The 22902-nt window shown below is 41.8% G+C and carries 20 protein-coding genes and 1 rRNA gene; 14 read left to right on the top strand and 7 right to left on the bottom strand.

From position 1 onward, the window contains the following. Positions 1-98: 98 nt before the first annotated feature. From rrf to ACMFL8_RS12995, 7 genes are all read left to right on the top strand, one after another. Positions 99-213, top strand: a 5S ribosomal RNA gene (rrf, locus tag ACMFL8_RS13025). A 379-nt stretch (positions 214-592) separates the two neighbouring features. Next, on the top strand, positions 593-1651 hold the full coding sequence (locus tag ACMFL8_RS13020; RefSeq protein WP_189586626.1) for a TRAP transporter substrate-binding protein: 1059 nt from the start codon (positions 593-595) through the stop codon (positions 1649-1651). Positions 1652-1668: 17 nt separating this feature from the next. Further along, entirely contained in the window at positions 1669-2196 is a 528-nt protein-coding gene (locus ACMFL8_RS13015; protein ID WP_010197787.1) for a TRAP transporter small permease, read from the top strand. Further along, positions 2193-3482: a TRAP transporter large permease gene (locus ACMFL8_RS13010; RefSeq protein ID WP_189586629.1), complete on the top strand. Its 1290-nt coding sequence runs from the start codon at positions 2193-2195 to the stop codon at positions 3480-3482. The genes ACMFL8_RS13015 and ACMFL8_RS13010 overlap by 4 nt, the downstream gene beginning before the upstream one ends. A gap of 144 nt (positions 3483-3626) precedes the next feature. Next, entirely contained in the window at positions 3627-3845 is a 219-nt protein-coding gene (locus ACMFL8_RS13005) for a dodecin family protein (RefSeq protein ID WP_413191221.1), read from the top strand. A 166-nt stretch (positions 3846-4011) separates the two neighbouring features. Continuing rightward, the gene (locus ACMFL8_RS13000; protein ID WP_413191220.1) at positions 4012-5064 is read left to right on the top strand and encodes a 5'-nucleotidase; all 1053 of its coding nucleotides are present in this window, start codon (positions 4012-4014) and stop codon (positions 5062-5064) included. Between the two features lie 41 nt (positions 5065-5105). After that, entirely contained in the window at positions 5106-5708 is a 603-nt protein-coding gene (locus ACMFL8_RS12995) for a rhomboid family intramembrane serine protease (protein ID WP_413191219.1), read from the top strand. A gap of 110 nt (positions 5709-5818) precedes the next feature. Here the strand turns inward: ACMFL8_RS12995 and ACMFL8_RS12990 are convergent, their stop codons facing one another. The 3 genes from ACMFL8_RS12990 to ACMFL8_RS12980 form a co-directional block, all read right to left on the bottom strand. Next, a complete protein-coding gene (locus ACMFL8_RS12990; protein ID WP_194365221.1) occupies positions 5819-6367 on the bottom strand; it encodes a hypothetical protein in 549 nt (182 codons plus the stop codon). Between the two features lie 159 nt (positions 6368-6526). Then, positions 6527-8395 carry a sodium:solute symporter family protein gene (locus ACMFL8_RS12985; protein WP_210541504.1) on the bottom strand — a complete coding sequence of 623 codons (1869 nt, stop codon included), beginning with the start codon at positions 8393-8395 and terminating at the stop codon, positions 6527-6529. Between the two features lie 4 nt (positions 8396-8399). Next, positions 8400-8660, bottom strand: coding sequence for a DUF4212 domain-containing protein (locus ACMFL8_RS12980; protein ID WP_010197775.1), 261 nt, complete (start codon positions 8658-8660; stop codon positions 8400-8402). A gap of 759 nt (positions 8661-9419) precedes the next feature. Here ACMFL8_RS12980 and ACMFL8_RS12975 point away from each other — a divergent pair. Next, entirely contained in the window at positions 9420-10916 is a 1497-nt protein-coding gene (locus ACMFL8_RS12975; RefSeq protein WP_194621102.1) for an alanine/glycine:cation symporter family protein, read from the top strand. Positions 10917-11023: 107 nt separating this feature from the next. Here the strand turns inward: ACMFL8_RS12975 and ACMFL8_RS12970 are convergent, their stop codons facing one another. Then, positions 11024-12976: a 4Fe-4S dicluster domain-containing protein gene (locus ACMFL8_RS12970; protein WP_413191218.1), complete on the bottom strand. Its 1953-nt coding sequence runs from the start codon at positions 12974-12976 to the stop codon at positions 11024-11026. A gap of 415 nt (positions 12977-13391) precedes the next feature. Here ACMFL8_RS12970 and ACMFL8_RS12965 point away from each other — a divergent pair, with 415 nt between their 5' ends. The 4 genes from ACMFL8_RS12965 to ACMFL8_RS12950 all read left to right on the top strand — a co-directional run bounded on the left by ACMFL8_RS12965 (position 13392) and on the right by ACMFL8_RS12950 (position 17033). After that, complete coding sequence (locus ACMFL8_RS12965) at positions 13392-14075, top strand: DUF1285 domain-containing protein (RefSeq protein WP_413191217.1); 684 nt, start codon at positions 13392-13394, stop codon at positions 14073-14075. Positions 14076-14250: 175 nt separating this feature from the next. Beyond that, positions 14251-15243 carry a glutamate racemase gene (gene murI, locus ACMFL8_RS12960; protein WP_413191216.1) on the top strand — a complete coding sequence of 331 codons (993 nt, stop codon included), beginning with the start codon at positions 14251-14253 and terminating at the stop codon, positions 15241-15243. 193 nt (positions 15244-15436) lie between these two features. Continuing rightward, positions 15437-16441: a DUF4062 domain-containing protein gene (locus ACMFL8_RS12955; protein ID WP_413191215.1), complete on the top strand. Its 1005-nt coding sequence runs from the start codon at positions 15437-15439 to the stop codon at positions 16439-16441. 292 nt (positions 16442-16733) lie between these two features. Next, positions 16734-17033 (top strand): hypothetical protein, encoded by a 300-nt coding sequence (locus ACMFL8_RS12950; protein ID WP_010197759.1) that lies wholly within the window; start codon positions 16734-16736, stop codon positions 17031-17033. A gap of 273 nt (positions 17034-17306) precedes the next feature. Here the strand turns inward: ACMFL8_RS12950 and ACMFL8_RS12945 are convergent, their stop codons facing one another. Beyond that, on the bottom strand, positions 17307-18788 hold the full coding sequence (locus ACMFL8_RS12945) for a lytic murein transglycosylase (protein WP_413191214.1): 1482 nt from the start codon (positions 18786-18788) through the stop codon (positions 17307-17309). A 294-nt stretch (positions 18789-19082) separates the two neighbouring features. Between ACMFL8_RS12945 and ACMFL8_RS12940 the strand changes: the two genes are divergently transcribed. Together ACMFL8_RS12940 and ACMFL8_RS12935 are read left to right on the top strand one after the other, a co-directional pair. Beyond that, entirely contained in the window at positions 19083-20585 is a 1503-nt protein-coding gene (locus tag ACMFL8_RS12940; RefSeq protein ID WP_413191213.1) for an AAA family ATPase, read from the top strand. Between the two features lie 6 nt (positions 20586-20591). After that, positions 20592-21206 (top strand): retron system putative HNH endonuclease, encoded by a 615-nt coding sequence (locus ACMFL8_RS12935; protein ID WP_413191212.1) that lies wholly within the window; start codon positions 20592-20594, stop codon positions 21204-21206. 76 nt (positions 21207-21282) lie between these two features. Here ACMFL8_RS12935 and ACMFL8_RS12930 read toward each other — a convergent pair whose 3' ends face one another. Then, positions 21283-21996 (bottom strand): DUF1499 domain-containing protein, encoded by a 714-nt coding sequence (locus tag ACMFL8_RS12930; protein WP_413191211.1) that lies wholly within the window; start codon positions 21994-21996, stop codon positions 21283-21285. Between the two features lie 69 nt (positions 21997-22065). Further along, complete coding sequence (gene tmpT / locus ACMFL8_RS12925; RefSeq protein WP_240216856.1) at positions 22066-22734, bottom strand: thiopurine S-methyltransferase; 669 nt, start codon at positions 22732-22734, stop codon at positions 22066-22068. Between the last annotated feature and the right edge of the window lie 168 nt (positions 22735-22902).

Genomic DNA, 22902 nt, shown 5'->3' with positions numbered 1-22902 from the left:
CCTTTAACCTTGATTCAGTTAGGTTACAAGTTGGTCGACCAATAGATAATATCTTGACGTCAATGATAACAACATCAGACTCATATCTAACCCCCTTTGCTGACGACAATAGCGCGATGGCCCCACCTGATCCCTTCCCGAACTCAGAAGTGAAACATCGTAGCGCCAATGGTAGTGTGGATTCGTCCATGTGAGAGTAGGTCATCGTCAGCTCTCTATTCTAAAAGCTAAACCCCCTGTGACTTATGTCACAGGGGGTTTTCTTTTGGATGCGGTTTATTTCTTTATAAACATTCGTTGTTTAAAATATTTTGCTTGCAGTCGGTAATCCGTCGAAATTTAGTATCTGAGAGTACTATTAGATTTGTCCATTGAGTTTCGTTAATCTATGCTTATTTTTGAATGGATTATTACCTTATATGCTCAAAATGATTTGACTTATATCATTATAGCTGCTAATTTTATATAGTATATTTATTGCAGATTTATTAGAAAGACGTTTTTACTTTGTAAATGATTAATTATTTCATCGACTTAGAGTGCTAAACGTAAGCTCTACTCCTCATCTCATAATTATCAAAAGGAATTGATAATGAAGCTAGCTCCTCTTTTTTCAATTGGTGCCTTGGCAGCGATTAGTCTTTTAGGCTGTTCTAACCAATCCGCTGATACTACTGATGGCTCATCAGCAACTTCTCAAGAAACCACCGTTTTACGCTTTTCTCACTTTTGGCCAGCAACATCATCTATTAGTACGGAGGTTTTTGAACCTTGGGCTAAACAAATAGAGACAGATTCTAATGGTCGCTTGAAAGTAGAATTGTATCCCTCAGCAGGTCTTGCTAAAGCAGATGTTACCTATGAATCTGCTGCGAAAGGTACGATCGATATCGGCTCACAGGCTCATGGCTACACTAATGGTCGATTCCCTTTAACTCAAATTACTGAGCTCCCCGGACTATCAAATTCAGCCACTCAAATGGGTTGTATGCTCCAGACCCTTTATGATGATGGCACACTTGCTAGTGAGTATGAAGATTCTCATCTCCTGTTTATGTACGGTGCTGGTCCTGGTGCACTTCATACCACTGACAAGCTAATTCGAACGCCTGAAGATATGAAAGGTATGCGTATCCGTCGTCCTTCAGCCGTGGCTGGTGATATCATCGAAAGTGCTGGCGCTTCACCGGTAGGTCTACCTGCTAATGACATGTATACCTCTTTACAGCGCGGAGTTGTGGATGGCTTGAGTTTCCCTTGGGAAGCAGTTACTGCTTTCAAAATCGACGAAATTACGAAATATCATACCAATATTCCTTTTTATAGTTCAGCGCTTATGGTGACGATGAACAAAGATAAATACGATAATTTGCCTGATGATCTAAAACAAGTCTTGGATAAAAACTCAGGGATGGCATTGGCTAATAAGGTCGGTGAAGTGTTTGATAAGCATGACCAGATGGCAATTCAAGCTGCCAAAGATAAGGGTGACGAAATTATCGAAATTCCTGATCCACTAAATGATCCAGATTGGAAAGGTCCGCTCGAAAGAGGAACGCAAAAATATCTAAAAGACGTTAATGCTTTAGGTTTGGATGCTGATAGTGTCTATGAAAAGGCCAAAGCTGCCAGTGCTGCCTGTAAGGTATAACCTATTGGAGGTGTCACATGGCATTTTTAGTCAAAATCAGTACCTTTATTTCTAGATTATGCCAATTTTTTGGTGGTGTCAGTCTTATTATTATTGTTCTAACCACCATGTTGGATGTGACGGCTCGTTATATATTCAAGCTCACTGGTGGTGAGTTTGGATTTACGGTCAAGGGTAGCGTGGAAATTGTGTCTTATTTCATGCTGTTTTCCTTGCTTGCCGCCTTTGCCGCTTTCGTCGAACGCTCACAAATCATCGTTGATGTCTTTACTCAAAAGATGCCTCAAGCCGTTAAAGGCTACATGATGGGCATCTTTATGATGGGCTTTTTTGTCATTGGTATTGTGTTCTCATGGGGTCTCTATGAGAGCGCCATTGATGCCATAGAATACGGTAAAGTTACCCAAGATCTTCGACTATCAATGATGCCCATCTATGCATTTAGTGCATTCTTAAGTCTTTTACTCGCTATTCGCTCGCTAATCGAATCCATTAATATCTTTAAAACGGGCGAGTTCTTTGACGCCGAGGAGACAGGCGCATGAGTCCAGAAATTATTGGAGCCATTGGCTTAGTCGTCATGATTCTGCTTGTTGTCCTGCGAGTGCCAGTGGCACTTGCCATGTTAGGTGTGGGGTTGGTTGGTTTTGGGGCAGTGACTGCACCAAGCGGTGCTTTGCAAATGCTTAAAGACATTCCGGTAGATGTCTTGGCAAAATATGACTTTAGTGCTATTCCGTTGTTTATTTTAATGGGAGTCTTTGCCACACATTCAGGTATGGCAGGAAAGTTGTTTGAAGCTACCCGAACCATTTTTGGTGGAGTACGAGGGAGTCTTGGTATCGCGGGTATCGGATCATCTGGTATTTTTGCTTCTATCTCAGGCTCATCATTAGCGACTGCCTCTACCATGACTAAGGTTGCGTTGCCACAGATGGAGAAGTATGGTTATCAACCTGGTTTTGCTTGTGGTATTTTAGCAGCAGGTGGCACATTAGGTATTATGATTCCGCCTAGTATTGCGCTACTGGTTTATGCCATCCTAACTCAGCAGTCCGTTGGTGACATGTTTATTGCAGGCTTTTTGCCTGGTATGTTAGGGATGGTGATGTACTCAATCACTGTCATGATTATGGTACGCTGGAAACCACACTTAGCGCGTCGTGGCGAGTCGACTACTTGGAAAGAGAAGCTCATATCGTTAACTGGTTTGATACCGTTTAGCTTTATTTTTATCGTGATTATTGCGGGTATTTTCTTTGGGCTATTTACTCCCACAGAAGGCGCAGCAGTCGGTGCATTTGTCTCTTGGGCTTACGCTTTTGTTAAAGGCATGCGTATGAAAGGCCTTAAGCAATCGCTGATTGAGACGCTCGCATTATCAGCAGTGGTCTTCTTTATGCTACTGGGTGCAGAAGCCCTGGGCTATTTTATCTCAGTGTCACGCTTGTCTTATACATTAGCGACATGGATTGGTACGTTAGCAGTGAGTCCAATGGTCGTACTAATCTGTATCTTGATCATGTACTTCCTCTTAGGGTTGTTCATGGATGCTTTAGCGATGCTGGTTATTACCATTCCAGTGGTGTATCCAATCATTGTTGCTTTAGGCTTCGATCCAGTATGGTTTGGTATTATTGCCGTATTGACGGTAGAGCTTGGATTGATAACGCCGCCGATGGGAATGAATATTTTCGTGATTAAGGCAATGGCTCCGCATATCAAACTGTCCGATATGTTCCGTGGGGTAGCACCATTCATTGTTTCTGATGTGATTCGATTGGTTATTTTGGTCGCGTTTCCAGCGATATCTTTAGTGCTATTAAGTTAATTCCTACATAAAATAACACTGAAGCATTGTTGCATACTATGTATAACGCTAGAATAAATGAGAGACATCGCTTTTAAGTAGCATTTCTACGATAAGCTTGTCTTAAAACACTCATTTTAGAATCACATGGATGCGAGAAATATTATGACAATTGCCAAGAATATCGAGATCAGTAGTACCTCTGAAACCAGCTTTGAAGATGCTATTCAACAAGGTATTGAGCGGATTTCTAAAACCGTTAACAATGTTGAAGGCGCTTGGATAAAAGAGCAAAAAGTAGGGGTTACTGATGGGAGAATCAGTAAATATCATGTCATTATGATTGTAAGTTTTGTCATTAATGATGGTGCTGATATTAGCTAAGTGTTCCTTGAAACCTAAAAAAGACTGCGATTGCAGTCTTTTTTTTGTCATAAAAAATATATATTGAGGATTGTTATGATTGGCAGGAGTAGCCACACAGCTTGCCTATATATGTAGTAAAATAAAACGCTATCATTTTGAATATTTAGAATAGAAGTAAACATTTATGGCTGTCGATTTTAGTAACACGCTCATAGTCGCGATTTCTGCAACCGCGCTGTTTGATTTAGCAGAATCAGAAAATTATTTATTACAGCTATTAGAGCACCGGCCTGAAAGCGCTATAAAAGAGTTTCGTGACTATATGGCAGCGCGTGAAAACGAGCCGTTAAATATTGGCGCGGGCTATCCGCTTATCAAAGCACTGCTAAATTTAAATCATTATTGTGAAGACGATACTGTACAGCTCCCTGATATTGAAGCGCCTTTGGTCGAAGTAGTGATTGTCTCGAAAAGCAGTCCAGATACGGGCATTCAAGTACTCAATGCCATTCGTGAACATGGACTCAATATTTCTCGATCAGCATTTATATCGGGTAGTCCTGTTTCGCCTTATATCAGAGATTTTAATATCGATCTGTTTTTGACCACCAATCGTGAGGATGCGCAGCAAGTTGCTGATGCCAATATCTGTGCTTGTGCGATACTCGATGCGACACCTGTTAATACTTATAAATTGGATACCAATCAGCTGCGTATTGCTTTTGATGGTGATGCCGTGCTGTTTGATGATTCAGGTGAGCTGCTCTATAAGCAAAAAGGATTGCGTGCCTTTCATGATCGTGAAGCACAAATGCGTGACTTGCCAATTGAGAAAGGGCCTTATGCTGAATTATTAATTAAGCTATCGAACTTGCAAGAGCGTCTACCAGCAGGCCTTCAATATTCTCCTATAAAGATTGCGTTGGTGACGGCTCGCAATGCACCCGCTGACCTGCGTGCGATTAAGACATTGCGAGAGTGGGGCGTCAATGTTGATATGGCGTTTTTCTTAGGAGGTCTGGAAAAAACGGCTGTACTTAGAACGTTTGCGCCACATATCTTTTTTGATGACTCTATTAAGCATATCGATGCCGCGCGCAGTTTTGTTCCTACCGCCTTAGTGCCTTATCATTCGACGTCGTTACTGCATGCCAATAGTTATTTAACAGTGGACAAAGATGCTTCATTATTATCATTCAAGCCGATACAGCAACCACTGTTTTCAGTGAACCATTAGGGTCTATTGAATAAAATGAAATCAACAGGATAAAAGATTATATGAAGTGGCGGCAATTACTCACGTTGATATTGGTACGAATCAAGCAAGTTATCGGCTTATATGCTTTTGTCTTAGTGCCGATGTGGGGTATGTTTTTTCTTAATAAGTTTGCGCTGTTTGGACTGTGGAATATTTTTGGCATCGTGCCGCGTGCTCTTGATATAGGTAGCATGATTGGCGTGTTTGCTTCATGGACGATGCATGGCAATTTTTCACATTTGCTTGGCAATAGTGTAACTTTATTACAAATTCTATTTCTATTTGGGCTTTTTGAGAATAATGCTTACCGTACGATTGTTAAGCTCATTATTGCTTCCGGTTTGGTCACTTGGGTCATTGGCTCGCCGCTATCAATTCATATTGGGGCATCGGGGTTATGCTTCGCGATGCTTGGTTATATGATAGGGGGAGCCGTGTTCGCTCGGCGTTGGGGCTATCTATTGGCTTGTGTTGTCATGGGCACGGGCTACTGGTTGACTATTAAACAAGGGCTGATGCCGCAGCAGGGCATCTCATTCGCCGCCCATTTTGGTGGTTTATGTGCGGGGCTGCTGCTAGGTGCCAATTCTAAGCATACTTATACGACAACGTCTCATCATTGAAAAGCAAAGTAAATAAGGCAGTATTTTCAGATTTTTTACTCGTTTAAAATACCGCCTTATCATCATATGTCTCTTTTAATACTTTACTATTCTAAATCTCTCTTAATTCGTTAGCTTTGTTTATCAGTGCAAATACTGATGAATAGCGGATCATCTGTTGCTAGGTCTCGCCATGCAGTCGTTTGCTTTACATGTTCATCAATTGATAGCGTATTGCCTTTTTCAGGTATAACGTAGTCTGCACGTGCAGGAATACTACAATCGATAACTTGAGGGACTGTCTCTACGGCTCTTCGTCTTTCAAATAGATATAAATTGAATAAATGTATATCTGGGTTATCTACTTGCACACTCGCATTTCCAATATCGGCAGCGATAAACCGTAATATTTGCGGCTTAGCATAAGACCATGGGCGGAACCACTCAGTGCTTTTAGCTGTTTTGACGACTTCTACACCTTTTGGTAGCTTCTCCACTTGTTGACCATACCAGCTGTACTCCTGATTTATCTGAAATGCAAACATACCAATAGCAGCAAATAAGGGAATCAGCCATTTAGGGGCACGTTTGCCTGCCAGTTTGCTGAGGTGAGTTATGATAAGTGCTAGTCCAGCCATGCCAAATGCGGCAGCGATGGTAGCGATAAACTCAAAAAGCATAAAATATTCCTTAATGCGTGAGATATGTTTAATTGAACTTATTGGATAAAGGAAGAAGTTAAAATATCATTATTATAGCGCCAAGATAAAAAAATCACTCACAAGCAGTGACTGCCTGTGAGTGATATATTAACAGAAGATATATCCTCAGTTGCAAGCTTAGTGGTCGACTGCACCGCCAGCGCCACGTGGAGAACGTACGCTCTCGACCAACTCTTGGATATGTGCTGGTGGTGGGGCAGTAGCATAAGATACGGCGAATGCTACGATGAAGTTAAGCAGCGCACCAACTGCACCAAATGATAATGGTGAGATACCAAATAACCAGTACTCTTCAGTATCAGGGAAGTTAGCAGTACCACTGATGAAGAACCAACCTTTGAACATAAAGATATAGACAAGAACGACTATTAAACCAGTCAACATACCTGCAATAGCACCAAGATTGTTGATGCGTTTAGAGAAAATACCCATCATCAACACAGGGAACAATGAGGATGCCGCAATACCAAAGGCTAAGGCAACAACCTGCGCAGCAAACCCTGGTGGGTTGATACCCAGATAAGTAGCTACTACGATTGCCACACCCATCGTAATACGAGCATATTTAAGCTCTTGTTTATCCGTGATATTTGGGTTTAGGTTACGTTTAATTAAGTCATGACTAATCGCTGATGAAATCGCAAGGAGTAGTCCAGCTGCTGTTGATAGGGCTGCTGCCAAACCACCTGCCGCGATAAGACCAATCACCCATGATGGCAGATTCGCGATTTCTGGGTTAGCAAGTACTAAGATATCAGCGTTTACATCAAGCTCGTTACCTGCCCATCCGGCATCAGCAAAACGACCATCAAGTTCTGCATCATGTGCAATGCGAGCTTTTTCTACCGCTGCAGTTGCAGTAGCAACATCGCCACCGTCAGCTTGAGCCGTATTGAGAGCTATTTGAGCGGCACCAAGTCCACTGTCGCTATATAGCTGGATACGACCATCATTATTTAGATCGTTATACTTAATGAGACCGGTCTCTTCCCATGTTTTCATCCAGTCAGGACGCTCATTGTTAAGAATAGGTTGATTTTCAACACCTTGTGGATAGATAGTATCTACTAAGTTTAAGCGTGCCATCGCACCAACGGCAGGAGCGGTGAAGTACAGTAGCGAGATGAATACCAATGTCCAGCCTGCGGTCCAACGCGCATCTGCCACTTTAGGAACCGTAAAAAAGCGAATGATAACGTGTGGTAAACCTGCAGTACCGATCATGAGCGTCAAGGTAAATAGCACCATGTTTAGCTTGTTAGGTACATCAGCCGTATAGGATGCAAAACCTAAGTCAGTAACCACTTGATTCAGTTTGGTCAAGATAGGAACACCTGATTCAACATGATTTGAGAACAAACCAAGACCTGGAATAGGGTTGCCCGTTAATTCAAGTGAGATAAAAACAGCAGGAATGGTATAAGCAATCATTAGAACGACGTACTGTGCAACCTGCGTATAAGTAATCCCTTTCATACCGCCCAATACCGCGTAAAAGAATACAACGACTGCCGCGATAATCAGACCAGTGGTACTTTCAACTTCTAAGAAGCGCGAGAATGCAACACCAGCACCAGTCATCTGACCAATAACGTAAGTGGTCGATGCGGTAATCAAACACACCACAGCAATCATAGCTGCCGTCTTGGAATAAAAGCGATCACCAATGAAATCAGGAACGGTGAACTTACCAAATTTACGTAAGTAAGGGGCTAAGAGCATCGCGAGTAGAACATAACCGCCTGTCCAACCCATTAAATAGGTGGAAGCGCCATAACCACCAGCAGCAATAAGACCTGCCATTGAGATAAATGACGCCGCACTCATCCAGTCAGCAGCGGTTGCCATACCGTTGACGACTGGATGGACACCGCCACCCGCTACGTAAAATTCACTGGTCGAACCAGCACGGGCCCAAATCGCGATACCGAAATACAGAGCGAAGGATAGACCCACAAATATAAGATTAACTACAAATTGACTCATGGGGCTATTCCTCGTCTACGCCATATTGTTTATCTAACTTATTCATACGCCATGCGTAAAAGAAAATCAGAATAATAAACACCCCGATGGATCCTTGTTGGGCAAACCAAAAACCCAAGTCAGTACCACCGATCTTGATACCAGCTAAGAGGGGACGTAATAAGATAGCAAAGCCGTATGAGCATAGTGCCCAAATAACTAGGCTACCTACGATGAGACGGATATTGGCACGCCAATATCCGGATGGATCGTTATGATTTTCCATAGGACAACTCCTTTTGTCTTACCTAAAAAATACCAACAATATAAAAAAGACAGTGGTTATTTCTTATCAAAAAAATCAATATAAAAAATAGACACGTACTGCTTTATATAATGAAAACGATGACGCGCAATAGTATGTTTATTTATTGGTGGTTTTTTACTTAAAATAAAAGCAACTACTCTTGTAGGCATCACATTGATTGAAACCATTGATCTAAACCATCGAATGGTAAAAACAGCATTTCTTGAGGAAGGCAGAAAGGGTGGACTATCCAGTGTCTTTTTTGCAATCTCGTCTTCCTGACAAGAGTTTTAATGTTTTGAGCACTCTAACTCTTTGTACTGACTGGTAGTTATAAAAGCAGCACAAATAGATATGAAATTCATCTTAGCACGATTCAATAAATATCATTGCAAACAACTGAGCATGGATTATGGGAAATATACTGATAATTAGTTTGGTTACTATTATAAAAGCGACATTACTGAAATTGCACGAAAAATGTTCAGTGTATGCCGCTAAATTATTGTTTATATATATTCTATATAACATGAGACACAAGCATTATTTATTTTAGAAATAAATATATAAAACGGATAACCAAACGTGATACTCGCAAGTCATTTAATATCTATATCATGCACAGGATGTTTTAGTATCAGACATTTTGTCCATAACCTTGTGAGGTTTTGAATCGCTGAAATATGATATTAATATAAAATTTAAGTAACGTATATAAAGAGTGAGTAGGGAGCCCATATGAACGAAGGGATAGTAAGTTGGTTTAATAACATCGTAAATTATGGTGTCAGTATTATCTGGGGTAACAATGACTGGTTAATTGCGAGCAATCCTTGGTATGGATTACTGATGTTCGTGCTGATTGGCGCAGGTCTTTATTTTACCGTGGCCACACGTTTTATACAGTTTCGCCACTTTGGTCATATGTGGCAGCTGTTACGTGTCTCAAACCAAGGGCGCAAAGATGGCGGTATCAGCTCGTTTGAAGCCTTGATGACCTCACTCGCGGCGCGCGTTGGTACGGGTAACTTGGCAGGGGTCGCAATTGCTATTTATCTCGGTGGTCCGGGTGCTGTTTTTTGGATGTGGATGACAGCGATAGTCGGCATGTCGACCAGCTTTATTGAGTCTACTTTAGCGCAAGCATACAAGGTGCCGCATAACGATAACGTTTACCGCGGCGGACCAGCTTACTATATTGAAAAAGGTCTGGGGAAACGCTGGCTAGCAATATTTTTCTCGTTATGTTTGCTGGTGGCTTTTGGTTTGGCGTTCAATGGCGTGCAGTCAAATACCATTGCTCAAGCAACCAATGAAGCCTTTGGTATCCCAACATGGATGACAGGCTTGATATTAGTAGTACTGGTGGCGCCAGTGGTGTTTGGTGGTTTACGCTCAGTGGCTCGTATCGCGGGTAAAATTGTGCCGGTGATGGCGATTTTATATATCTTATTGGCGCTATTCATTATCGTCACGAACTTTAGCCAATTCCCCGCAGCGATTGCGTTAATTGTAAAATCCGCCTTTGGTTTTGAGCAGGCAGCGGGCGGGGTCATCGGTTATGGTATTGCTCAGGCGATGATTAACGGTATCAAGCGTGGTTTGTTTTCTAACGAAGCAGGTATGGGGTCAGCCCCGAATGCGGCGGCAACAGCAAAAAGTCATCCTGACCATCCAGCAGTGCAAGGATTTATGCAAATGCTCGGTGTCTTTATGGACACGCTGATTATTTGTACTGCCACCGCATCGATTATTATCTTATCGGGTGTGGTTGATCCGAACGTTGAGCAAGAAGGTATTCAGCTTACGCAGTTGGCCTTGTCCCAGTATGTTGGTGATTTGGGTGTGGTCTTCGTCGCAATTGCTATTTTCTTTTTCTCATTTACGTCCATTATTGCCAATTACAGCTACGGTGAATCAAATCTTGAGTTTATCTCTGGTGCCAAAAACGCCAAAGTGATGATTATGATTTTCCGTTTTATGGTGTTGGGTATGGTCTTTGTCGGTGCGATTGCTAGTTTGCCTGCCATCTGGAACTTCGCTGACTTGTCGATGGGTCTGATGGCCTTGGTCAACTTAGTGGCGATTTTGCTTTTGTCTCCAGTAGCACTTAGAATTTTGCGTGATTACGAGCGCCAAGTGAAAGAAGGCAAAACAGGAGATCAAATTAAGTTCAATCCTGATGATTTTGTGAAGTTAAAAGACGAAGCCAATCGTGATGCCTGGACGGATTAAGTTGACAGATTAGTTGTGATTGTTAAATAAAGTGTATGAGTACAAAAAAAACCGCCCTTATTATTAAGAGCGGTTTTTTATTGATTTCTATTTATCTCAATCATGACTTACATGTTTGGATAGTTAGGACCGCCGCCACCTTCGGGCGTTACCCAAGTAATGTTCTGCGAGGGATCTTTGATGTCACAGGTTTTACAATGCACGCAGTTTTGCGCATTGATAACAAACTTAGCACCTTCCGCATCTTTGACCACTTCGTATACACCCGCTGGGCAGTACAAACGTGCTGGCTCAGCATATAGGGGTAAGTTGATTGAAATAGGCACCGTTTGATCGGTGAGTTTCAAATGCGTTGGTTGATCTTCGGCATGGTTGGTGTTAGAGATAAATACCGACGACAACTTGTCAAATATCAGCTTGCCATCAGGCTTGAGGTAGGTTGGCTGATAAGCGTGGTTGGCACGCTCTAATTGATCGTAATCTGGCAGGTTATCGTGCAAGGTAAATGGCATTTTACCTTTCAATAAATTGTGCTCGATAAAGGTAAACGCTCCACCCATGAACAGACCCATACGATGTATCGCAGGTGAGAAGTTGCGCGACTCGTAGTTATCTTTATACAACCATGACTCTTTATACATGGTGGTATAAGCAATCACTTCATCATGCTGACGATCTGCTTGTAATGCTTCAAAAATAGCTTCGGCTGCCAGCATGCCTGACTTCATCGACGTATGCGTGCCTTTGATTTTTGCTGGGTTCAAGAATCCAGCATCATCACCGACCAATACACCACCTGGGAAGGTAAATTTTGGTAGTGAGTTTAAGCCACCTTTAGTCAAAGCACGAGCACCGTAAGAGATGCGCTTGCCGCCTTCTAATACATTCTTAATGACAGGATGCGTCTTTAGGCGCTGCATTTCATCAAATGGTGACATGTACGGGTTGTGATAGGACAGATCTGCGACGAGACCAAAACTGACTTGGTTGTTTTCATCGAAGTATAACCACCAACCGCCAGTAGAGCCTGTTTCGGTCAATGGCCAGCCAAGTCCGTGCATGATCACGCCTTGCTCGTGTTTCTCTGGGACAACTTCCCATAATTCTTTTAGACCAATACCGTAATGCTGAGGATCTGAGTCTTTATCAAGATCAAAACGGCTGATTAAGCGTTTGCCTAGATGACCACGGCTGCCTTCGGCAAAAATAGTGTATTTGGCAAGCAGCTCGTAACCGGGTTCAAAGCTTGGCTTGGCTTCGCCATTGGCGGCGACACCCATATCACCAGTTAAGATACCGCGTACCGAACCATCGTCGTTATACAAAATATCATCAGCTGGGAAGCCTGGGAACATCATAACTTCTAGCTCTTCAGCTTGTACTGCCAACCAACGAACCACATTACCTAGCGAGACAATATAGTTACCGTCATTGTGCATCGGTGCTGGAATCAACGGATCTGGCACTTTAGTAGAGCGTGTGGCTGAATTTAAGTAGTAGAAGCGATCTTCGGTGGCTGGCACGTTTAGCGGTGCGCCTTTTTCTTTCCAGTCTGGTATCAGCTCATTTAAAGCACGCGGCTCGATAACAGCGCCAGATAAGGTATGAGCACCGAATTCAGAGCCTTTTTCGACCACACAAACCATAAATTCATCGTTGCCAGCTTTAATAGCGAGCTGACGCAGACGAATCGCAGCAGATAGACCAGCAGGTCCACCGCCAACGATAATAACGTCAAATTCCATGGATTCGCGCTCAATCTCAGGCTCTGCCGCGACAGGTTCTACTACTGGCTCAGACGTTTTTTCGACCGCTACTTTCTCAGCAGGCTCTTTATCCACGGCGACCGTTTCGACTGCTTCTTCTGTCGCAGTTTCATTAGTCTCTGCTTTATCAAGGTCGGCGGTTTCGACAGCAACTTCTTCAGCTGGCGCTTCTTTGGTCAGCGTCGTTGACTCTGGTGTTGTGGTGTCTGGCTTTGCCGTATCTGTCGCGACTGGTGCATCAGTGTGAACGCTATCACCGTCGACTACTGGCTTTTGATTGTCTTGCTCTTGCATACCTACTCCTAAACTTTTAGTGGCTTATCTCAGGGCATCATTAGCTTAACAATTGCATAATAAGGCTTGCGGCGCTAATTTCACTCAGACATATGGCTGCTCGACAGAAACTGTCTTTGCGGCATCAATTGACAACGTTGCTATTAAACTACTAAACCCAGTTAATTAAAAACTATTAACACATCAGCTAAAATGTGTTGTTAATACAACGCTCACTTGACTGTTTCAATAAAAAATCGTTACTCATTATAAAAGAAAAGTCCTATAAACACGATACGCATTTACGAGTATCAGTGTTAAGGTGAAATTCATGTAGTAAAGGTATAATGTTGATATGGTCTCATCATACCCGAAACTAAAATTTATAGTAATAACAGATTTGCCAAACTTTAATTACTAGGTAAAGGATTAACTGATGAGTAATGAGAATAGTAAGATAGATAATAATATAAAAAGCAGCGCTAATAGCCCACAGAACGTGGCATCCAACCAAAATCCGATGAAAGCACTTAACCAATATCTAAAGTCCGCCGCAGGCACACGCGAGGGAAGAGCGATACCACCACTGGAAAAATGGCACCCTGAACAAGTGGATGATATGGATTTGGTGATTAAAGCCAACGGTGAGTGGTGGCATGAAGGCGGACAAATGACCAGAGAGTCATTGGTGAGCTTATTTGCCACTATCTTATGGAAAGAAAAAAATAATGGCGTAGCAGAGTATTTTTTAAAGACACCCGTACAAAAACTTCGCATTCAGGTAGAAGATGCACCATTATTAATTAATGATGTCGGTATCGTCGATGAAGCTAATAATAGCTGGCTAGAATTTACCACAACGACTGGTGATGTGGTACGTTTAGATGACGAGCATCCAATTACTTTACGGGCTTATAGCCTTGATGGCACTACTGACGACCAATCTGACGTGCAAGTAAGACCTTATATGCCAGTCAGAAACGGCTTGACTGCATTAATTGGTCGTAATGTTTTTTATCATTTGACCGAAATCGGTGAACTGACAGAGCAAAAAGGTGAGACGATACTAACCTTGCAAAGTGGTGGTCGATCTTACGAGCTTTCTATGCCAACTGGCTAATTATTACTAAGTCTTACTTATTATTGCGATAAGCTGCCTTTCTACTTATATTAAGAGTAATATTCTATATTAAGAGTAAAGTTTTATATTAAGAGTAAAGCTCTATATTAAGAGTAACATTTGAAAATTGCTATCAAAATGAAGGTATCGACATGAAGACAGCGGTAGCGTACCGATGAATATTGCTGCAACCAATCTGTTAAACGTGGTTGAGAGGCCATCAATTGCCGTTGAAAAGCGAGATCCTAAAAAATCTGTTATTGATACCGCTAAAAATGCCACTTCGGTTAGCCAAGCTATGACTAATAAAGAGCGCAATGCCCCGATTGGCTTATTTGATTCTGGTATAGGCGGTCTGTCTGTCTATCTGCATTTAGCTCAGCAACTGCCTGCCGAGCGTTATATTTATTATGCAGATACCTTGCATGTGCCGTATGGCAATCGTGATAGTGAAGATATCGAAGCATTGACCCTGACAGCCGTAGAGTGGTTGTATCAGCAGGGCTGCAAGCTCATTGTGATTGCCTGCAACAGTGCTTCGGCCTATGCTTTAAAGACAGCTAGACGATGTTATCCGCAGTTGCCTATCGTCGGTTTGGTACCAGCGCTCAAGCCAGCAGTGTTGGCCAGTAAGAGCAAACACGTTGCTGTATTGGCTACCAAAGCAACTTTGAATGGCATGTTACTGAATGAAGTCATTACTGCTATTGCCAGTCCTAATCGCACACTAGTGACCAAATATTTTGACCCACAGCTGGTGCCTTGGGTAGAGGCAGGTATGCCAGAGAATTGTGAGACTGCGAAGCGGTTACGGCAGCAGCTACAGATATTTGCACAAGATGGAGTGGATCAGTTGGTACTAGGCTGTACCCATTATCCATTTTTTAAAGCATTTTTGTTGGATGAGATGGCGCAGCAGCAACTATCGATACAAGTGGTGGATTCAGGGCAAGCGATCGCTGAGCGGGTCAAGCAACTCTTGGTTGCAAACCAGTTGTCTGCCTTACTTGATAGTCGTGCGAAAAATGATGGTATAGAAGGTAGGGAGACGGGTAAAAAAAATCGACCTCCGTTGACTTTTTATGCGACCAAATATGATGATAAGTTGGTTATGCTGATACAGCGCTTACTGGGTAAAGAGACGTGCTTACAGTACTATACTCAGTAAGCGTTGACATTGATAGGCGAAGAAAAAACTGTTTGTAACCATCTTGCTATATCTGTATTAGACAGCATAGACCTGATTATAAAATAAGCTGAGCGTACCTCCATAGGATTATGCTGGGCTGTGCAAGACATGATATTTGTGCTATTTTTACGTTCATATTTATTCCTGTCATCCCCCAAGCGCAGAGGTTATTTTGCCAAACCGTCGTTATCACATTCATGTCATATGCGCTGACAACGATCAGTTGCTAGTGCTGGACAGTTTGGCGGTTTTTTTTCAGGCGCGCGCATTTCTAACCTACGATGTCTCCAGCAAATTGCCAAAAGCCTCGTTATATGGCCGCCAATGTATCGATGCGTGCGATTATGCACTAATGGTGGTCGGGGATAGCTACGGCACAGTACAAAATACTGGTGTTAGTCAAATGCATTTAAGCTATTTGAATGCCAAAGCCAAACTCAAGCCCTTACTAATATTAGTCAAAAAGCATCACCAGGGTGCAGATATCAGTCGGCAGTTGCAAGAGTTTATCAACACAGTCACCCAGCAAGCCAAGCATGTTCATTATTATGATGCGGATACAGATATCGAGCAACTGCTTATCCAGGCCTACCATAATATGGTGATTCACTATAATGTAAAAGACGTGTGGTTAAAGGTCAGCGAAGAATCGATAAGATTAATCAAACAAGCTTCACCTGATTCGATAATCTCTCGGCCTCCCATGAATACGCCACTGAAACAAAGTAGCGGTGTTGTCGACGGAGGTGTTGCGGATAGTGTCAGTAAGCCGATCGTCTTAACAGATACTTTTTCTATTCAGTATAGCGCGCAAGCCTATGCCGGTGGCAACTTGACAGATGTCACTAGATCGATGACATTAAGTTGGCAGGAGGTATTGTGCACGCTGATGAAGATACCTGCGACTTTCTCAAGTTACGGTTTACAAAGTGCCATGAATCGTCTCATCGCCTCTAAAGCTGAGCATGACATCAAACAAGAGATGCCCAATGTCCACGCCGTAGCACGCTGTCAAATCTCCCAAAAGGACCTGAACCATTTGCAACGCCAGCTAGTCGCAGCCAACTGGATACAGTTAACGACTTATGGTACTCGGGTCTCGCAAGAATTGTGGAAATTGACTTTCTATGCTCAAAACTTATTAAAAAATAAACAACCGGCCATTCGGACTCAGTGATGGTCATCAGAAGCTTTAATCAATGGCATGGTAAGGATTGTCAACGGATTTCCTGTGCTTCCTACTACGTTTTGTAATACAAAGCATACGCGGTAACGGTTGTGAATTTAGCCAAGACTCTTGATAATAAAGCTCATTAACGTAAAAAATATTTTATGATATTGGTTATTGGAACAATAGTTATTGAGATAAAAACGGTTCAAATGGTGTACTAGCCTATATAAACTTATCTACCGTAAAAACGACAAACATAAAAGCGTATAATAATATTGACTGATTAAGGAGCACTATCATGAGTAATGATAAACATGACGAGTTAAGAAAAGAGATTGATGGTCTAGAGAAAACCATGCACGATGCTGAACAGTATCACACGCTAGAAGAGCAAGTGGCAGATATGAAGCGCCGTGGCATCGACCCTAGTAAAGCCTATAAAGATTGGGACAAAAAACAGGAAGACGAAGATTGGGGCGACGATACTTGGAAAGAAAATGGTAAATGGGAGCCGAAGACGCCTGCGGATCTGGATGATAAAGCCCGTGAAAATTGGGATGGTGATAATGGTAAACCCAATCCACCACCGATCGTATAAATGATCTCAATATAGTCAATCCACTATAAAAGCGTTACAGCGTTAACCTCGCTTGAGGTATTAAATATACATCTACACTCGGTTGCCTTGTAGCACTTTTAAATTGAACCGACTATAGTTAATCGATATCTATAGATAGTCGATTGATCAATAAAAAGCCACGCTAATCATATTAGCGTGGCTTTTTTTAATCCATAACAATTAGGTTTATCACAAACTTAGCGAATGTCCTCATTTTAAAAATAGTAATAAAAATGAGGACATGCCGTCGTGCTATGAACCTTCGTCAACACGTACGAGCTTCACGCTACCATCAGCACTCGTCACGCGGCGATAACGCGTATTGCCAGAACTCGATGGTCGAGCCGATGACTGAGGTGAATAAGTGTTGGGACTGCTCGTCTGTCGTTGAATCAACTGTCCCATGCGATCAGCAGAGGCAGGCTGTAAAGGCTGACTGTTCGCTGGTTGACCATATTGATTGCCATATTGTGTACTTCTTGGAGCTATGTTTCCTGCGTTTCCAATGATTGAACGGTAAAATTTCTGTCCTGCGCGTCCATCAGCGGGGAAGATGCCCTTACTGGTTTGGTACTGCTGAATCGCAGTGCGAGTATTGTCTCCAATAATGCCGTCGACTTCACCAATATCATAACCAGCATTTAACAGCGCTTGCTGAATGTCTTTTGCTTGCTGGCGACTGATACCCGGATCGTCGGTAGGCCAAGCAGTGACAAAGTCAGTTTTGCTGCTGTCTTCTTTAGTGATTAGGTCTGATAAATGCGCAATGGCTAAGGCGTAATTCTCTGACGCATTGTACGAATAAAACGTATCGAAGTTTTTACCCACTAAGAAAGCAGGACCTTCAGCGCCTGCAGGTAATAGTAATCCTGCACTATTCAAATCGTAGGGCAGTGGACTGCCATTGGCGAGCGTTAGACCTTGATCGCGCCAGTGGCTGATAGACTTTTTGTTCTTTCGGTCAGACGCGGCCCAATAACCACTGGGCAATTTGACTTCATAACCCCACGGCTCGCCAGTACGATAACCACGATTGTCCAAGAAGTTAGCGGTAGAGGCTAGCGCATCAGGGACACTATTAACTAAGTCGCGACGACCATCGCCATCAAAATCAACGGCCAATTCTAAAAAAGTGCTCGGCATAAACTGCGTTTGCCCAAAAGCACCTGCCCATGAGCCAGTCATATCACTTGGCGCGATATCACCATTTTGGACGATTTTTAGCGCATTGGCATATTCACCTTGGAAGTAGCTCTGACGACGGTCAAAACAAGACAGCGTCGCTAACGATTCAAACAACGGCTTTTTGCCCAATGTCTGACCGAAGTTTGACTCAACACCCCAGACGCCTAGCACATGCTCGGCTTTGACCCCGTAGCGTGATTCGATTTTACGCAAAGTATCTGCCCACTGGCGCTTAGCACGAATACCGTCTTCTACGCGCTCGCTATCGACCAGCGATGAGAGGTAATCCCAAACGTCTTTTTGAAACTCTGGTTGATAGTTCAACGATTGAATGACGCTAGGATCAGGCTGGCTCGGGCGATAGTTGTTAAAGGTATAACCATCAACTCCGCTAAACTTGCTAGAGTTTTTTAATCCATCTAGACATTGTTGTAGCTCGGCATTAGACAAGTTTGGTGCTTCTGGTCGGGCGGCTTGGGCAGTGCTAGCAAAACTCAGACCAACAGCAAGGCTAAGTAGCGATAAAGTAGAAACTGGAGTCAAACGCATGAAAATATCCTATAAACGTCAAAGTGGTCATTAAGAAAGGATGCAGAACTGGTTAAGGCAGTATGGACTTAGAGTAACCAATCTAAATAGTAAAGAAAAGGTATCGAAGCACTCAGTTACTATAAATGGACGTTGGCGTGAGGTTGGGATAGGGTTTTGGGTAAGTTGAGGCTTTTTTCCCAAAACAATAGCATTCCTTACTTGTCTTTTAAGTTGTTATACTGATAGGTAAGAATTACCACAGAAATTGATAAAATACCTAAATATTTACTACCTATAAAAATAAGGTAAACAATGAAAGTCAAACACTTACACCTACAAAACTATGGTCGCTTTGAAGACTTAAAAATAGACTTTGCGCCAACTTCTGAAAAGGCGGGTAATGTCACTGTTATCGTGGGTAATAATGGCGCGGGTAAGTCGCAAATTTTGCAGTCACTAGCGACGAGTTTGAGTTGGTTTGTAGGTTCTTTAAAAACGGGTGAAACCATCGGGTCTAAAATAGATCTGCACTCAATAAAAAACGAAAAAAACGAAGCTTCAATAAAAGTGATAATGGATTGTGCAAAAGATAACGAACATGATAATTCTAAATCTCAGTTATCTTGCGTCCAATGGCAATTGTCTGAAGTAAGAGATGGTAGGGTTCGACAACTTGGTAACAACTTCTCTCAACTAAATGCTTTAGCAAAGAGATATAGAAATAAATTAACTCATGTAGAAAAATTATCACTGCCTTTAGTAGTCTTTTACCCAGTCGAAAGAACTATATTACAACATGTTGAAGCTGATATTGTGTCTCATGGTTATGACCAACTTAAAGGATATTATGAATCTTTAGATGGTGCTAGTATAGATTTTTCTAATTTTATTAGCTGGTTTAGGAATGCTGAAGATATTGAAAATGAAGTTAATGTTAGTAGAAATCTAAATACAATTCAGCACCTAAACGCTTCTAGTGAAGAAAGAAGAAGTCAGCTTGAGAGTGAAATCTCTCAAATTAAAAAATCTATCGAGCTAGAAATAGATATAAATGAAAGAGTTAAATTATCAGAGAGTGTAGTTCACAAGTATGAAGAAATCATTAATACAATCAATCTGGAGTCTCAAAATATAACTCTAGCTCTTAATTTACATACCCAAAACTTATCCTTTATATCTGCTAAAGATGCAATAAAGTATTTCACTGACTTTAAAAACATTCGAATTCGCCGTCAAGGCACACCTACTATGATAGTAGAAAAAGACGGTGAAGAGTTAGACGTCAACCAACTTTCACAAGGTGAAAAATCCTTATTTGCCTTAGTCGGTGATATTGCACGCCGTCTGGCTTTGCTGAATCCTGGCCTTGATAATCCGCTAGAAGGTGAAGGCGTGGTTATGATTGATGAAGTGGATTTGCATCTTCATCCAAAGTGGCAGCATGACTTAATTGATAAATTCGTCAAAACTTTCCCCAATGTGCAATTTATTTTAACTACACATTCGCCACATGTTATCAGTGATCGGCCTGATATTTTGGTTTATTCTCTTGATGATGGTGAGCTAACTCAAGTACCAAATATTTATGGTGAAGATGTCAATACGGTTCTAACTAAAGTATTTGATGTGCCAATTAGAGATCCAGAAGCACAAGCAGACTTCGATAATGTTGCAGAACTTATTTATCAGAAAAATTTTGAGAGTGCAGAGAATTACATTATAAAATTAGAAAAACAGATGCCAGAGAATTTAGAATTACTGCGCTGTCGATTGCATCTCACTCAAGCCCAACTTGCAGCAAAAAAAGAGGGCTAGAAAGTTATGCAGAAGATTAATAAAACAGGCTCTATGCCCGATATAACTGCTAAGTGGATTAAGAAACATAATACGCTCAATTGGAACGATTTACCTTTCAATGAAAAAGAGATTTTAAGAGAGCATTTACATACTGAGCAGCATGGACTGTGCTGTTACTGTTGCAAAAAAATATCTACCAAAAGCGCGAGCGTAGAACATTTGCAAGATAAGCATCAACATCGAAAACTCCAGTTTAGTTATGATAACTTACTGTTAAGCTGTGTTTCGAACAAGCATTGCAACATAGCAAAGCAAAGTAAGGAGATAAAAGTTCATCCGCTGCATACTGACTGTGACGATAGCGTTAAAATGAATCCCTTATCCGCTCAGTTGTTCGGTGATAAACATAAAAAAGATGCCGATGAATCAATAGATATATTAAAATTAAACCATAATGAGTTGATTAATCACCGAGCTGATTTAATTAAGTTGGTTCAAACATATCTACCATTATTTAATGTGTGTGATGATATCTATCAATTGCAAGAAAATAGCACTTTCAAAGATAGTTTTCTAGCATTGGTTAAAGATTTCCCACAGTATAGGGAACTTGAGTATATCGTGAATAAATTGGCATAATACTGCCATTTGAAACCGATGCTTGCTGCCTTTTATGTAGCAAGCATCGCTGATTCTTATAGTTAACCAAACCCAACTACTCCCCCAAAACCCCATCCAACTCATTAATAAAGTTATGAATGCGCTCAGAATTTTTGCCCAAATCACTACCGCCAACCCGTGATTTACTGCGAATATCAAGCAAACGCTCATTGCCGTTATCCGTCACACGTACGACAACGTCGTCTTTAAAGCCGAACCACATCGTACTATCTGTCGCTTCGACAATGCCTTTATCCACATCACTATTTACCAAATCCCAGCCTAAATTATTGACGGCTTGTTCGGTCGCCTTGACCAATTCAGATTGTGATTGCGCATAGCTCAAGGTTTTCAGATCCGGATAGGCGTCACGCTGTTGTTTTGCAGTTGCTTCACCTGCGTACTCAACGGGATTTGGCGCATCAGCGCGTAGTGGGGCAATGGCATCAAACTTAGGTGGATTGATCAAGTCGGTCGATATATCGTGAATAGGCGGTACACTTTTGCCTTTATTCATCATGCTAAGCGGCATAGCTATGGCAATAGCCGACAGTAGCAGCGCTATTACCGTGCTACCAAGCGTCACTGTTTTGCGTTTAAATATCATTTGTAAAACGAGCAAGATAAGGGCGGCGATGCCAGCAAACACACCGAATTTAAATCCTGTAAAGGCGGTACCCAAATCGACGATGCCATATTTATAAAGCGGACCGGGTAAGGCCACCAATAAAAAAGCGATTAAGCTTACGAGACTAACTAGAACTTTCATTAGGTTTCTCCGTTATGATTTAATCGTCGCTTAATCACTATTGAATCACTGCGATAATTAAGCCTATGTTTAATTCAACAGCCAAACATGCTCAGTGACTTTTAGCTCAGCTGCGGAGCCAATAGTAGCAGGTTCATTTATCAGTTCGTTAATTTGATAGTGCTCGCCATAGTATTGCTGTATTTGCTCACTACTGATGGAGAAGGGCGGTCCATTCTTTTTACTTTGATCATAATTGAGCGTGATTAATAATTGCGGTGCAAATTTTTTATCAGCAGTATCGCTAAGCTGTCGCATTTGCTCGCTATATTTCACACGCATATTGGCTGGTAAGGCAATCAATGCCGCTTTATCATATACCGCATCCACATTGCCAATATCTTCAGCCGATAGCGCAAAAATATCAGCGACCCATAACGTGATGGTTCGTCCTGTTAACTGACCTTGATAATATTTGATAGCTGGATTATCCGTATGCTGATATACAGTAGGCACGATATTTTGCTCAGTAAAGAATTCTTGTACGGCTGTCTCAACCAATTCAACGCCAACGACATTATAGCCCTGTGCTGCTAGCCATGCCATATCAATCGACTTACCACATAAAGGCACAAATACTCGACCACCAGCGGGCACGTTTAAATGGCTAAAGCACTTCATTAATAACGGATTCACTTGAGACTGATTAAAACCAATGCGTTTCTCTTGCCAGCGCGTTTGCCAAAATTCAGGGTTCATACGTTAGCCTTTATTGGTTAAGGTTTATATTATTAGTTATTTTTATAATAATCTTTTGGGTGATGATGCTAAAGGTATTAAAAAGCCAAACACTTATATAATAAGCGTTTGGCTATGATTAAAAATCGCTCTAAGAACTATGCTTTTTCAGCAGTTTCTTATTTAACG

Origin of the sequence: Psychrobacter sp. AT9 (assembly GCF_047272965.1) — a bacterium.
In the GTDB taxonomy this organism is placed as follows: Bacteria; Pseudomonadota; Gammaproteobacteria; order Pseudomonadales; family Moraxellaceae; genus Psychrobacter; species Psychrobacter glaciei.
The sequence above is the reverse complement of the archived record's forward strand: the minus strand, read 5'-3'. Positions and strand labels throughout refer to the sequence as shown.

Bases quoted from the DNA above. Each gene is read 5' to 3' on its own strand.
- ACMFL8_RS13020 (WP_189586626.1), top strand. From the start codon at position 593: ATGAAGCTAGCTCCTCTTTTTTCAATTGGTGCCTTGGCAGCGATTAGT.
- ACMFL8_RS13015 (WP_010197787.1), top strand. From the start codon at position 1,669: ATGGCATTTTTAGTCAAAATCAGTACCTTTATTTCTAGATTATGCCAA.
- ACMFL8_RS13010 (WP_189586629.1), top strand. From the start codon at position 2,193: ATGAGTCCAGAAATTATTGGAGCCATTGGCTTAGTCGTCATGATTCTG.
- ACMFL8_RS13005 (WP_413191221.1), top strand. From the start codon at position 3,627: ATGACAATTGCCAAGAATATCGAGATCAGTAGTACCTCTGAAACCAGC.
- ACMFL8_RS13000 (WP_413191220.1), top strand. From the start codon at position 4,012: ATGGCTGTCGATTTTAGTAACACGCTCATAGTCGCGATTTCTGCAACC.
- ACMFL8_RS12995 (WP_413191219.1), top strand. From the start codon at position 5,106: ATGAAGTGGCGGCAATTACTCACGTTGATATTGGTACGAATCAAGCAA.
- ACMFL8_RS12990 (WP_194365221.1), bottom strand. From the start codon at position 6,367: ATGCTTTTTGAGTTTATCGCTACCATCGCTGCCGCATTTGGCATGGCT.
- ACMFL8_RS12985 (WP_210541504.1), bottom strand. From the start codon at position 8,395: ATGAGTCAATTTGTAGTTAATCTTATATTTGTGGGTCTATCCTTCGCT.
- ACMFL8_RS12980 (WP_010197775.1), bottom strand. From the start codon at position 8,660: ATGGAAAATCATAACGATCCATCCGGATATTGGCGTGCCAATATCCGT.
- ACMFL8_RS12975 (WP_194621102.1), top strand. From the start codon at position 9,420: ATGAACGAAGGGATAGTAAGTTGGTTTAATAACATCGTAAATTATGGT.
- ACMFL8_RS12970 (WP_413191218.1), bottom strand. From the start codon at position 12,976: ATGCAAGAGCAAGACAATCAAAAGCCAGTAGTCGACGGTGATAGCGTT.
- ACMFL8_RS12965 (WP_413191217.1), top strand. From the start codon at position 13,392: ATGAGTAATGAGAATAGTAAGATAGATAATAATATAAAAAGCAGCGCT.
- murI (WP_413191216.1), top strand. From the start codon at position 14,251: ATGAATATTGCTGCAACCAATCTGTTAAACGTGGTTGAGAGGCCATCA.
- ACMFL8_RS12950 (WP_010197759.1), top strand. From the start codon at position 16,734: ATGAGTAATGATAAACATGACGAGTTAAGAAAAGAGATTGATGGTCTA.
- ACMFL8_RS12945 (WP_413191214.1), bottom strand. From the start codon at position 18,788: ATGCGTTTGACTCCAGTTTCTACTTTATCGCTACTTAGCCTTGCTGTT.
- ACMFL8_RS12940 (WP_413191213.1), top strand. From the start codon at position 19,083: ATGAAAGTCAAACACTTACACCTACAAAACTATGGTCGCTTTGAAGAC.
- ACMFL8_RS12935 (WP_413191212.1), top strand. From the start codon at position 20,592: ATGCAGAAGATTAATAAAACAGGCTCTATGCCCGATATAACTGCTAAG.
- ACMFL8_RS12930 (WP_413191211.1), bottom strand. From the start codon at position 21,996: ATGAAAGTTCTAGTTAGTCTCGTAAGCTTAATCGCTTTTTTATTGGTG.
- tmpT (WP_240216856.1), bottom strand. From the start codon at position 22,734: ATGAACCCTGAATTTTGGCAAACGCGCTGGCAAGAGAAACGCATTGGT.